The following is a 13825-nucleotide window of genomic DNA, read 5'->3' on the forward strand; positions in this document are numbered from 1 at the left end:
ACCACCAACGGATCCGGTCGATCAGCACACCGATCTGCTTGAACTCCAGGCCTTCGGCTAAGCCACGGGATATCTCCTCGCGATCAGCCAGGTTCAACGTTGCACGCACGGCGAAACAACCTGTCCCACGGAACCAGCAAGATCAAAAGCTCCGACCGACTGAACCTGCCCAGCGCTACCTCCGAGCGGATTTGGGTCAGCACGCTGAAGGGCCAGAGCGTCGTGTCAGGTCCCCATCAAGCGTGAGACTGGAGAGCGCGTCACGCAGCCAGACTGACACAGTGCCCGACTATGTCTGAACGAACCGCGTCGGCTCCTGCAGGACAGCGGTTGCGCCATCGAGGTCGGCGAGGCGAGACGCCAACGTCGCCAGCGCGAGCCGCTCCGGCAGCGCTTCGCTGAACTTGAGTCCGTCAAGAGCCTTCTTGTTGACCTCGGGCAAGCACAGACGCTGGTCTGCATCGGCGATGAGTGTCCGCCATTCGTCCCGGGTGAGATTCGCCCGCAGGCGGATCTGGCAGTCATCGAAGCGTTGGACAGGGTCGACCACCTCGGTCAACGTGGCCGCCAAGGTGGCGTTCGCGCGGAAACCGGCCCAGGTCCACCACCGCAGGTCATCGCCGTGCCGATCGCGAAGGATGACGTTGCCACCCGGATGCACCAGCGCGGATCGCTCTTCCCGCTCTTGGCCGAGGCGCTTGGCTGCTCGCTGTGTGAGCTTTACCGGGGGGTCAGCGCCGAGAAGCACCTCGCGCATGGCGCGGCTCAGCTCGAATCCGAGGCCTGCCCAGCCCCCGGCCATCCAACGAGCCTTCCCGCCGCTCTCGGCGGGTTCGACGAAGCAGCGGCGGCGCCGCCAGTCGATGTAGGTGACCCGCCAACTTCGCCCGTTGAGTAGCAGTCGACGGTCGCCCTGCACCTCCTCGGTGAGCAGCGCGGGGTCGACGCGGCCCAGTTCGTCGCGGCCTACCAGGACGGTGAACTCGGGTGCTCCGACGAACACTCCTGTCATGCCCATAAAGTGTCGGTGCCCGAAGCGCCGCTCAGCTTCGGGACCGATGTAAAGCATGTCGCTGTCGCTGTCGAGGTAGCCCTGATCGATCAGATGGCGAATGATCGGGGTGGCGCCGCGGCCGAAGGGGTCGAGACCGTTCCACCACTGCGGCCAGTTCTGATCTCCCACTCGGTGTTCTTGCAGGCAGAGCGCGAGCATCTGCTGGGCGACGATGTGCCGTGGCTCGGGCGGGGCGACGACTGGCTCGACCCATCCGCGGCCCCAGAGCACCAGCAGAGCCGCCGCCTCCAGCAGGGCGTCCCCGCTGCGGGTGAGAAAGAGGCAGTTGCGGATGCCGCCGGGCCGCCGGCCTGTACGCCCGAGTCGTTGCAGGAATGACGCCACGGTCGAGGGGGCGTCGATCTGAATGACGCGATCGAGGTCACCGACGTCGATTCCCAGTTCGAGTGTGCTGGTCGAAACGATGACGCAGTCACGCGCCTCGGCGAACGCCTCTTCCGAACGCCTTCTCTCGTCGGCGGACAGTGAGGCATGTGACAGGAAGGTGGTGATGCCGCGCTCCCGCAGGAGACTCCCGAGCTGTTCTACGGCCTGGCGAGATTCGCAGAAGACCAGCCGCTTCTCACCGGAGTGCAGCCCGGCGAGCACGGTGGCAGCATTTTGCAGGGAGCCGACGAAGTCGAGTTCGATTTCGCCCGGCGGAGGTGTCGCCGCGGTCGCTGTCGCGGCGACCGGCAGGTCAGGAGCGATGACACGTCCGGTCCGAACACCCGCGCCGGAGCCCTGCAGCCAGGTCAGCAGGCGATCCGGATTGCCCACGGTTGCCGAGAGCCCGATCCGCTGAACGGGCCGGCCGATCAGGTGGGTCAGACGTTCCAGGACAGCGAGAAGATGCCAGCCACGGTCGTCGCCGGCAAAGGCGTGCACCTCGTCGACGACCACGGTCCGCAGGCCAGCGAAGAACGCCCGATGGTCGACGTTTCGGCTGACCAGCATCGATTCCAGGGACTCCGGCGTGGTCAGAAGCACGTCCGGGCGGGCGGCCAGGATGGCCCGCCGTCGCGACGCGGTGACGTCGCCATGCCAGAGCGCGGCTCGCCGCCCCAGCCAGTCGGCGTAGCGTTCCCAGCGCGGCAGCAGATTGTTGAGTAGGGCTTTGAGCGGGCAGAGGTAAAGCACTGAGGTTCCGGACCAGCCCTCGGCTGCCATCCGAGACAACAGCGGAAACGCTGCCGCTTCGGTTTTGCCGCCAGCGGTCGGGGCGAGGAGGAGCGTGTCCTCGCCAGCCAGAAGGGGCTCCAGAGCAGCGTCCTGCAGGGGTCGCAGACCCTGCCATTGCAGGGAGTTGACGATGTGGTGCAGCAGGACGGGATGTAGCAGGTCGGCGGCAGTCACACGTCTAGTGTGATGTCGTCGGCGCTTGCAGCGTTGCGTTCCACGTCGGTCATCTCCGCTGCCGACATGGTCGGCGCGTAGTGCTGTCTGGGGTCGAAGTCCGGGAACTGGTCGACGCGGTCGAGGACATCGCCCACCAGCTTCTTCAGGTACAGGCGCGGCACGATGCCGACCTTTCCACCCAGGCCGCCGGCAACGGCACGAGCCAGCTGGTCAAGGTACGCGTCGTCGACCAGAGTCCGTATCCGGTCGGGAGCGGTTGATGCGTCGGCGTAGAGGTCCCGAACGCGGGCGCCCAGCTCGACCAGGGACTCGATAGTGAAGCCCGGCAGGCGGATCTGCACGGCCCTGGGGTTGTCGAATCTCGGGTCCGTGGCGAAGTCGACGGCAAGCCGTTGCGCCAGCGGGGCGAGCCGCTGCACACCCTGCTGCCCGTCGTAGAACGCCGGCGTGCCGGTGATGACGAGATGCAGCCCGGGAAAGCGGCCGGAGTGGACCTCGTCGATCAGCTGCCGCAGTGCGTTGAGTGCCTTGTCCCGGACGTCCCCACGGACCCGCTGCAGCGTCTCGACCTCATCGAGAACAAGGACCAATCCCGGATGACCGGCGTCCCGCAGGACGGTGAGTAGCCCCTGAAGGAAGGCCATGGCACCGAAATGGTCGAGCTCGCCGCGGATTCCGGCGGCTCGTTTCGCCGACGCCGAGACCTGTGGCTGTCCGGCCATCCATGCGGCCAGACCATCGGAGACGACGGTGTCACCCGAGCTCAACGCCGCCCGGTAGCCGCGCAAGCCCAGCGCGAAGAGCGGGGAGTGCTTGCTGACCTGGGCGAGCCGCTGTTCGAGGAGCCGATCCACCGCCGCGCCCACGTCTGCCTCCGCGGCGGGATCAGCTTCGAGCGCATCGGCTTCCAGCGTGAACAGCCAGGAGTCAAGAACAGCGCGGAACGCGCTGGGTGGTATCGACGCCGTCCGCATGGACTCGGTGATGCGCCGGTACACGGTCTCCAGCCGGTGCAACGGCGTCTGGGTCTCAGAGATCTGCACCTCGGCCGCGGCAAAGCCGCGGCGAAGAGCCCGCTCGGCCAGGTGTCGCGTGAAGAATGTCTTGCCGGCGCCGTATTCGCCCCGCACCGCCTTGAACACGGCGCCACCGGACCTGACCGTGTCGAGTTCACCGTCAAGAGCCGCGGAGAATCGGTCGAGGCCGACCGCGAGCAGGTCGAGTCCGCTCTCCGGAACGGTCCCACGACGAAGCGCGTCGATCACCTCACGTCGGCGGCGCTGGGAGACGTCCGGCGTCACGCAGGCACCTCGAACTGCTCGGTGAGGAGTGTGACGTCGAGCGCGACCGTGCCGGTGGCTGGCTCGGCGGCCAGAACGGCGTACCCCTCGATGTTGAGCAGTTGCTGAACCTGCGTCAACGCACCCCGGAGCCGGGTCTGTGCCACTCCTAGGGCTTGGGCTGCGAGAGTGGGTGCCAGCCGGTTGGCAGCTGCCCCCACCAGGGCGTCGATGATGCTCGCGATCTGATCGTCGGTGACGATGAGCCGGCCGGTAATCTTCCGCTGAGCCTTGTAGACGGAGCTGGTCACGATGGCGCGCCCGAGTGTCACCGCCGGTTGCTCGGTGACCTGTGGGCCCAGGTCGAACAGGGTCGGGCTGTCCTGTCGAGCTCCGCGGCTCTTGGTGGTCGCGGCCTTCTGAGCTGGCGGCTCGGCAGGCAGCCGCGGAGCGGCTGCGGAGGTTAGCCACCAGGCGGGTTCCTGCGGCAGCAGCAAGTCCAGGCCGGCCCGGTTGCGGGTCTCATCGGGTACGAGGACGACGACTGGGACGACGACCTCCGCTGCGCTCGCTCCCCCGTGGTAGCCGGCTTTCAGCGGTCCGTACCTGAGAGTCTCGTCGACGGCCAGGACGGCTCGGTGGCCGTCGGTGAGGACGCGAGGACCGCTGACCTCAATCTCGTCGTCCTGGACGGGAGCAGTCGCCGGGCGAGACCGGGCACTGGAAATGTTCGGGTACGACCGTTGTGTGCCTTGGCGACGTTCGACGATGTGACCGTGGTCCGAGGTCACGATGACCGTCCGCCCCGCAGCGGCAGCCCGCGCAAGCAGCGGTTCAAGATGTTTGACAGCGTCAGCGGTCCAAACCGTTCCCGCGGGGTCGCTGCGGTCAAGTGCGTCGTCGATCGTGTTCAGGACGACTGTCACCAGCGACAGCTCAATGTCGTCGATGGCGCCGCCGACGTCCGGGCTGACCGACCAGCCCGCTGCCGTCGTATCCACTGCCTTTTTGTGAAAGAGCCGTGCAGTGATCTTCCCGCCTTTGGCGGTGAGTTCGGCGTACCCGTGCAGTTCTTCGGACTGCTGCCCGCGGGTTAGGCGGCCGGTGAGCAAAGAGGCTCGACTCACCTCGGTGACCGACGGCAGCGCCGCGAGCGCTGCTGACCTTCGGCGGTTGCCGGCTCCTGGCAGGGCAGCCTCGAGCCAGCCGAGGCGTGTAGTCGCGTCGGACAGGATTTCCGTCGCGACGGCGGCGCTCATGCCGTCGAGGACGAGCAGCAGCGTGGGTGCCTTGCGGGCGAGCGGGATGACGGTGCCTGGCAGTAACTGCTCCAGGTACCAGATGGTTCCCGAGTCAGCGGGCACGCCGCGGCCGGTAGGGAGCGGCGCTGAGGCGAGCGCCCGGGCGAAGCGACGTTCCTGTGCGCGGCGTCGCTTCTGCGCGACCGTGACGACGGCGTGGAGTGCGCTTGACAAGCTCGGATCGTCAACGCCGCCGAACGCGTCGTTGATCGCCGCGTCAGCCCATGCTTCGCTGTCGAGGTACTGGCGCACGAGAGCGCCGAGTGCAGCGGCATCCGAGGCGGCGCCGGCCGGTGGATCAACCTCCGCGAGCCACCGGACAAGTCGTACCGCGGCCTCGAAGGGAACGCGCAGTGGCGTTGTCGCTTTGAGCCGGTGCGTCTGAACTGCAGCCCAGGCGGTTTCGACGGTGTTGGTGTTGTCGACATGGCTGGGTGAAGCGATTGCCCGGCGCAGGGCGTCGGCAAGCGCGACATATCGCGCTCGTAATCCGCCGGCGAGAAGTCCTGAGTAGCGGGCCAGCGGCTCGGCTTGGAGCTGCTTAAGGATTACGTCGGCCCGGTCGAGGGAGCGCGCGACATCGTCATCGGCACGCCGATCGTGGATCAGGTCGGACAGCAGTGTGTCCGCTGCTTGTCCGAGTGCGGCCAACGCGACCAGCGACGGGCGGGGATCGCCCCACCGCGGTTCGAGCCGGACCAGAGCAAGTTGTGCCTGATGGGCTGTCGGCGGGTCATATCGGTCGGCGGTCAACAACCGAAGGACCAGACCGAGCGGTACGACGTCGGCGAGTTCACCGCGAGACAACAGCGCACGGATCGGGCCTGCCGCCGAGCCCGCCCGCTGGGCGATCCAGTCAAGCGTGGTGTCGGCAAGTAGGTCTCCGACGCTTCGTCGCAAGGCGCCGAGCGAGGCGACGCTCTGCGCAGCGATCGACCAGCGGAGGACGCCAAGGACGTCGGCGGTGTCCGTATCGAAGCCGAGGTGGGTTGCAGCCACGGCACCGAGCGCGTGGGTGCGGGTGAGCACCCCGGCCGGGGCTGCAGGCCAGCCCGCCTGTGGAGTTGCAGCGACCAACGCGGTGGCCAGCTCTCGGTTGTCCGGTCGGCTGGTCAGGGCAGGGTCGATCCCGGTGGCAGCGAATCGAGTCCGCACTGCCTCCCACGGGTCAGGGCTGCGTAAGCGCTGCCAGATGAAGTGGGCGAGGATACCGGCGCCGAGGTCGCCATCGTCGCGGTCGGTGACGACGACGAGCCAGTCGCCGTCTCGGTGGTCACCGAGCAGCTCGCGGGCGGCCAGCGCCGACTCGGCCGCGCGAACCCGTACGGTCTGGCCCTGATGTTGGAGGTCGGCGGTGATGGCTCGGTCGGGGACGCCACGGATGCCGATGACGCCGCTGCCGTAGTTCTTGGCGCGGGCTTCGTCAACGATGGCGAGCACCATCGATGCGCTCACCCGCGTTGCGGCCAAGGCGACGGTCACGGCAGCACTCGCCACGTCACCTCGACGGTGACGTCGGAGTTGTCGTTCAGGAAGGTTTGCAGCCGGTCCATGATTTCTGTGTTCTCCGCTCCGCCTGCCCGGCTGGAACTCCCGGCCTTGAGGCCCGGCACCACCGGCGGCTTCGGCTTGGGCTCAGGACCCGGCGGGGGCACGGTGCTCCCCGCCAACCACCTGAAAATCCCGTCCTCGCAGGAGGCAAGCGCCCGTCCGATCGGTACTGGCAACTCGTCCTGCTCCAGGGCGGCACGCAGTCCGTTGACGACGGCAGCGGCATCCGCGGCGCGGCTTTCTTCGCCGTCCATGGCTGCGCGAAGCGGGTCGAGCCGGTGCCAAGAAAACGCAATGAGCGCTTTTTCTACAGCGTCCGCCGAAGCCAGCGATTTACCCGCGGCGACTGGAGTCGCTCCGCCGAGGTCCGCCTTCGCCAACACCTGGACGAGCTTGACGCCGTCCAGATGACGCAGTTGCTGCATCAGCGCGGAACAGGCTTTGGCGGTCCTCAGCCGGCTGCCATCTTCAATCGCCAGACGTCGGTACGCCGCCTCGATCGCTCCCACCAACCCGGGCGCTGTCTTCGACAGTTCGGCTGCCTTAATGGCGACCTGCCCGACGAAATCGGCCACAGCGGGCGCGGTGAGATACGCCCCGGCCGTGATGCCGAGCATCGCGCCGGCCACGGTTCGCGCCGTCTCCCAATCACCAGCCGCCGGCAGTTCCTGGGTGCGCAACTCCATCATCGGGGAGAGCGAGCCAGGCTCCGGTACGACCGGTAGCGCCGTCTCTTGTTGGAACCAAGCCCGCTGCCGCAGCGCCGCCCATGCGATGACAACCAGGTCGGCGACCTCGTCCCGCAGGCCGTGGGCGGGCGAGACGTCCCGGATCCAGCGTCGCAACTCCGCGACGGTCACCGGACCGTCGGCGGGCTTGCCCTGTTCCTGCGCTCGTCGGCCGAGTGCTCGCTCGATCTCCTGACCCCACGGAGTGAACCGATCGTCGCCGAAGAGGTAGTGCATCTCCGTGGCCTTACCGACGCCGAGTGGCTCGGCGATCCGTCGTACCACGGCGGCGTCGGCCTGAAGCTCGACGCGTTTCTCGCTGTCCGCCGCAGTTTGTGCGACGTATCGAGCAACGGTTTTCAGGTCGCGGACTTTGACCTCGACGTCGCCTGGTTCGAACGGCGGATGCGCGGGGTAGAGGGCCTTGAATGCCTGGTCGAGCAGGTTGTTGAAGGCCTGACCGAGCGTGGCGCCGACCGGGTTTGCCGGGGCGAAGCGCCGTTCGAAGGAGAACAGCGTCCGCTCGTGCGACGCGTCTTCGAGGAGGACGCCTGGGCGCGGTGACGCGGCGCCGTATGCCTGCTGCACCGCGTCCTCAAGGCTGCGCCGCAGCGTGTTGCGCTGGGACTCCAGGATCGACCGGGCCAAGGCACGGTCAGCCTCGTTGAGGTGGTCGGCATGGCCTTGCCAGCGTTCGATGCTGCCGTCGAGCAGCCAGTTGAGGATGACCAGACGCCGCAGCTCGCGAATTTTGTCATTCGACAGGAATCGCGGCAGCCACACAAGGGTGCGCTCCTGCACGCCCCGCGCCACCATCTCGTCCAGCCGCTGCAGGTCTTCGACGGTGGAGTGGCCCGGGTCGTCGAACGGATGGTCGATGACGATGCGCCAGGTGTCCGGCGCAGCGCGGAAGTGGTCGTCGGACAGCCAGCTGCGGTCGCGGACGTTACCGAAGAGCACATCGACCTTACGCTTCGAACCACGCCAGACGAAGTCGTACGGGTATGCGCCCTGCAGGTCCTGGGACGCCAGAGTGACGCCGAGACTGTCGCTGACAAGGTCCTTCAACAACTCACGGCGTCGGCCCTCGTTGTCCTCAGCCTTCGCCCGCTCCACAATCGACTCGTAGTCGACGTCGGACAGCTGCACCCGAATCGTCGGGTTGCGATCGTCGCCGTCGAGGTGAATCTCCGGGACGTCCCGGGCCCAGGTACGCACCTTGGACAGCACCACCGCCGCCTCACCGCCCGGCAGCGGCGACACGATCGACCCGTGGTTGAGCGACGCGAGCCGGGCCGCGGTCAGCGCCATCAGGGCCGGCACCCTCGGGGCGACAGCCGACAGCAGGAGAGTCTTCGCCAGACGGTCATCAGTACGGAAGCCTGGCGGAACCTTCTCCGGCTCCTCCCGCAGCGTCCGCTCGTCGATGCCGTGGATACCGAGCAGCAGCGGTCGCAGCTTGTCCGTGTACAGCTTGTTGGCTGACCGGAACAGCGCGGCCGCCTCAGCGTCCAACGCCTGCCCGGTCTGCCCCTGAACGACGAGGTCGAAGGAGTCACCGACCGGAATGATCTGGTCGATGGTCAGGGTCTCGCGCCGGTCGACGAGCATCTGCTGCATCACCTTGAGCGCGGTCCGCTCGCGCTGCATGACGCTGGCCAGGCTGCGCAGCGTGGACACCAAAGCCGGCGAGAACGGGTAGGTGAGGCGGAACGCCTTTTCGTCGGAGCCGCGATGCCGCTCGTCGGTGTTCACGCCATCGAGAAGCACATCCCACACGGCAGGGCGGCGGTCGATCGACCCGAAAGCGCCCTCAAGGACCGCGGCAGCCTCAGCGTTCCTGGGCTGCAGGAGGCGCCGATTCGCGACGTACGGGAGGTTGTCGTCGCCCAGCGGAATGACGCCGAACCGACCCTCCTGGTGGCGGAACGCACGATCCAACGCGTCCTGCTCCGCACCGCTGGCGCCGGAGTCGGCGAACCAGCGCCGCAGATCCATCTGCCGGGCCACGAATGAGATGAGCGGGATCGGCCGTCCACCGATGGAAGACTCGACCAGCTTGGTGAGCTTCTGCGACTCCCGGCGGAAGAACTCCCGGTCCTGCACCGAGAACGCCAACCACAGAACCAGCTCGTCGAGGAACAGGACCACAGCGTCGTAGTCGAGGCTTTTGGCGTGTACCGAGATCGCCGCCAACCCGGTGTCCAGGTCGACGTACTCCGCCTGCTGCGTATACGAGCGGAAGTACACGTCGACCAGAGCCGACACCAGCTTCTGCCGACTCGGACTCGCCGCCGACGCCGCACGCGCCTCCGCGTAACGAACCGCATCCCACTGCCCCTTACCCAGCACGGCGGCCCAGGGGTCCGCGGCACCGCCGCCCTCGCCGTCTGCCTCGCCGTTGAGACCGGCGAAAAACTGCTGGTCACCGAGCTGGGCCCGGTAGCGCTCGGCGTCTTCAAGAAGCGCGTCAGACTTGTGCACGGCGGGCAGCGGCGCACCGGGATGACGTTCGGCGATCTGGCGGATGTACCCCTGGAAGAGGGCTTCCTCCATCGTCCGCGCGCCGAGCAGGTGGAAGGCGAGCGGCAGGATCTTCCGGTCAGCCAGAACGGGATCGTGGCGCGCCACTACAGGCTGAAGCTCAGGCTTGGAGCGGGCGGCAGGCTCGTGTTGGAGAAGGGCATGCAGCACAGCCATGAAGTGCGACTTACCCGAACCAAACGACCCGGTAAGGAAGGAACCACGGCTCGTACCGGAGGTGATGCCCTCGGCCACCAGCCCCATCGCCGTGTCGAATGCCTCGACCAGCGCATCGGTGACGACGTATTCATCGAGCGTGCGCTCGACCGCGCTGTGCCCTACCGAGTCGGTCAAACGCAGGACGTAGTCCTCCGCGCCAGCGCGCTCAGGAATGGTGATGACGTCGCGCAGCGGGGTATTCAAGCCTTCTCCTCAAACTGCATCGTCATGACTCCGATGTCTCCCTCAAGCCCTCGCCCTACGACCGCGCGTGGCGGCCGGCGGCTTCCAAGCGCCAAGCTGCTCGACGGTCATGCCTACCTGGTGAGCGCGGCCGCGCAGCTGCTCTTCCAGGTAGGCCGCCAGATTGAGCTGGTAAGTGGGGTCGGTCTCGTCGTGCCATTGCCGCACCCAGGGCTGAAGCTCCGCGAGGCCCGCGACCAGGGGAACAAGCTTATCGTCGGCCCAACCTTCGGCCTCGCGCTCGGCGATGACCGCGTTTAGGGCGAGGGCCTGCTGAGCGTGGTCCCAGCCGGCCCAGCCGAGCAACTGGGTTGGGTCGGTCTCGCGACCGGCGTCCGGGTAGAGGATGAACCGTTCCTTGGGTACGTCGAGCTTGCCCCGGTGCTGCCACCACGACTGCTTTCGGAAGTCCGCGGTGGCGTATTTCGGCGGCACCGGGATCTCGCCGACCTTCTCACCCTTGTCCTCGCGACGCTGAAGATCCCAGGTGTGCTTCCATGCCTCACGCTTGCGTAGTCCAGAATCCTTAAGCCGGTACGCGGCCAAGAAGGGCACGCTTTCAGTGTCCAGCAACGTGGAGAGCTGCTGGGTGACCGACCGGTCTTTGCGTCCGTCCCACAGCTGCAGGACGGAGATGAGATCGGAGTCACGAGTAACGATGTCGGCGAGTTGCGCGACCGATCGTGCGGTTGGTCGCCCGTGGGAATCAAACCAGTACAGGCGTGCCTCCAAGCGGTCGAGCAGCCACGCCCGCAACGCCTTCTCGACACGCTTCTCCCAGGGTTCGGTAGCCCACCGCCGCTTGTACTCGGGACGCTCAAGAAGGTTGATGAATTTGTTCGACTCGATCAGATCAAGGCGCCGCTGTACCAGTTTCCGATACTCCTGCGGCCAGCGCGTCGGAATCTCCGTAATCCGGGTCGACCTATGACGAGCAAACCACGCTGTGGACTCCGAGCCCTCCGCAACCCTGCGTGCCAGGGCGATTTCGAAGGCGCGCTCCCCTAACTGCAGTTCCGGCGCTTCATCCGACGGAAACGTGAGCTCTTCCTCCAGAAGACCATACAAACGGTAGACATGCCAGTCCATCTCTTCCTGCACTGCGATCATCCGAGCTCTAATCGCGTCGCTGGCCGCCTTTGCTTGTTCAACACCCGGTGCAGTCGGAGCCACCAAGCCGTCACCGCATATTGATTCGAATTCGCCGGCGAGGCGGTGGGATAACTCATCCAGCGGACGAGAATGAGTCAAGTCGAGAGTATTTGGCAGTGGGAAATCTTGAAGAGTGGTACCGGTGAACTCATACCGCTCGACCCATGGCTCAGCTGACCATCTATTGCCACCTCCGCTGTTGTTGTCCGCGCCACCCTTGGCCTGGCTTTGCTGCTTCATCCAGAAGCAGGCGGTCGAGGAGTTCAGTACTCCGAGCAGCGCGAGGTGATCGCCCTCCGTCGACCCCTCCGGCAACTTAATCACCGGCGCCGACTGCTTGAAGACCTTCCCACCCCGGTCCAAAACGAAATGGTTGTGTGTCGCCACAAAAGCCATAGCGATACCGAGAGGTATTACAAATCGTTCCGGATGCCAGCGACTAAACTCGTACCATGTCAAGCCGATGTCGGCATGATTCCCTCCTGGCTCTCGACGCTCTGAAAGCCCGGTTCGATGATTCCAGAGGAGCTTTTGCACGGCAGCATCCGAGAGGTCAGCCTTTAGGTCAGAAGCATACGGAAAAAGTGTCTCAACTTCCTGCCCCAATGACCAGTCTCGCACTGCATCGCCAGTCTCTAGCGGCTTTATCTTGTCGCCTGCTACGCCATGCCGAGACCAAGTACCAACGGGCGCGAAGTAGGCATCGTCTGATCCCGTATGGCAAGTTCGCCCAATAAGACGGACTTTTTCTCCCAGCTTCGCCTGCGGCTTGTTAATTGCTGCTAGTAGTGCAGACGCGCCGCCGCCACTGAGGCTCCATGGATGGGTAGACAGCGCCTTACGCGGGAGTCGGGTGACAGTGATGTAGACGTTGTTATGACACTCATCTTTAGCGACGTTGTCAACAATGGCTGCCCAGACCAAGCCCTGGGCCGGATCGGCGGGCTGCCCTGGCTCCCCACGGATGCCAAGCACTGCCTTGACGATGTCCTCGATAGGCGCCTGAGGGCGCCCGACCAGAATGACCGTCGGGGTTCCATGGCCCGGAATGTAGGCACCTGATGTGTCAACCACGAGCCGCAGGTCCTGTTTGACAAAGAATTCTTCGACCAGCCGGGACCCGAACTCGCGTTTCATAAAGGAGTTCGACGTAATCTGGCCGACCCAGCCCGCAGGGCGGTCACCAGCCGCCCTCTTGGCCAACTGAAAGAACCGCTCCATGAAAGGGATTGTCAGCGCGTACGTCCCTTTGCAGGTCGGGTACCGCTCACGATATGCTGCGCTGAGTTTCTTATCCTTGACTGTGACGTACGGTGGATTACCGACCACAACATCGTACTTGCCTGGGTCGAGGATTGAACGGAGAACCGTGAGGTCCTCCGTCACGTAGACGAACCCACTCAGTCCCGAGTCGTAGTCCTCCATGCCCGGAAGGTCCAGGGCCAACTGCGGTCGCCCATGCAGCAACGAGTCGCCGGCCGCAAGGTGGAACTCGAATGCGGGTGCCTCTTCCAAGGATGTCAGGCTGGCTGCTTGGACCGCTGCGACCATGAGCCTGAAACGCGCGATTCCGACGGCAAAGGGATTGAGGTCAACGCCGTGGAGGGCGTTGAGTGCCTCCTGTACCCGCGCCTGCACCTCCAAGCCTGGCGCGTGGGCGGCCCAGCGATCGTTCAGCCGGGCGAAGGCGCCGAGAAGGAAGTGACCCGACCCGCAGGTGGGATCGATGAGCTTGAAGCCTTCGAGCGGTCGCTCGGCGAGCGCCGGCTCCATAGTCTGGTCGAGGATGAACTCCTCGACGAACTCCGGCGTCTGGAGCAGCGCGAACGTCTTCTTGGCGTAGTCGGAGAGGTCTTGGTAGAGGTCACCGAGGAATCGAGTCGACAGGTCGGGGTCTGCGAGGTCCCAGACGAGATCGCCGTCGGCGGTGCGTTCGCGCCAAAAGGCGATGAGCCGCTTGGCAGCCTGACCCGACGGAGAGACCGTCCACAGCGGCGAATGCGACTCGACCAGATCTTGGGTCGCCTTCGTGTTCCGCAGGTATTCGGCAGCCTGGAGCACCCACTCGCGGTCGGTGTCTTCGGGATGAGCGCGGAAGTAGGCGAGTTCCGCGTCCAGGGCCTCCTGCCGACGGTCGGCGGGGCCGGCGATCCAGACCGGCTTGAGCAGGCGGTTGTCCTCGCAGAATCGTACGAAGACCGTGGTCAGCACCCATGCGACCGCGGCCTGCGTTACCCGGTCGTCGCGCCACTCCTGCCACGACATGGCCGTCCGCTCGCGGTTTTCCGCGGCCTGGTGCTCCTGCTTCCAGATTGCCAGGACGTCGGGCTGCGAGGCGACACGGTCGCGAAGGTCGTCCTCCAGATCGAGGACCACCTTCTTGAGCGCTGCCGTCAACCCCGTTGAGACCGCCAT

5 protein-coding genes are annotated in these 13825 nt (G+C 65.9%); all 5 read right to left on the reverse strand.

Going from position 1 to position 13825, the window contains the following annotated elements; all coding sequences use genetic code 11:
* Positions 1-289: 289 nt before the first annotated feature.
* Genes AB0C01_RS07545 through pglX form a run of 5 tightly spaced genes read right to left on the reverse strand, consistent with a single transcriptional unit; the run spans position 290 to position 13825 of the window.
* Positions 290-2410 (reverse strand): DEAD/DEAH box helicase, encoded by a 2121-nt coding sequence (locus AB0C01_RS07545; protein ID WP_357570602.1) that lies wholly within the window; start codon positions 2408-2410, stop codon positions 290-292.
* Positions 2407-3714, reverse strand: coding sequence for a BREX system ATP-binding protein BrxD (gene brxD / locus AB0C01_RS07550; RefSeq protein ID WP_357570603.1), 1308 nt, complete (start codon positions 3712-3714; stop codon positions 2407-2409). Before brxD ends, AB0C01_RS07545 begins: the two co-directional genes overlap by 4 nt.
* Complete coding sequence (gene pglZ / locus AB0C01_RS07555; RefSeq protein WP_357570604.1) at positions 3711-6476, reverse strand: BREX-2 system phosphatase PglZ; 2766 nt, start codon at positions 6474-6476, stop codon at positions 3711-3713. Before pglZ ends, brxD begins: the two co-directional genes overlap by 4 nt.
* Positions 6473-10219 (reverse strand): hypothetical protein, encoded by a 3747-nt coding sequence (locus AB0C01_RS07560; RefSeq protein WP_357570605.1) that lies wholly within the window; start codon positions 10217-10219, stop codon positions 6473-6475. The genes pglZ and AB0C01_RS07560 overlap by 4 nt, the downstream gene beginning before the upstream one ends.
* A gap of 42 nt (positions 10220-10261) precedes the next feature.
* The gene (pglX, locus tag AB0C01_RS07565) at positions 10262-13825 is read right to left on the reverse strand and encodes a BREX-2 system adenine-specific DNA-methyltransferase PglX (RefSeq protein ID WP_357570606.1); all 3564 of its coding nucleotides are present in this window, start codon (positions 13823-13825) and stop codon (positions 10262-10264) included.

It is taken from the genome of Micromonospora sp. NPDC048905, assembly GCF_040649655.1.
Taxonomy (GTDB): domain Bacteria; phylum Actinomycetota; class Actinomycetes; order Mycobacteriales; family Micromonosporaceae; genus Micromonospora.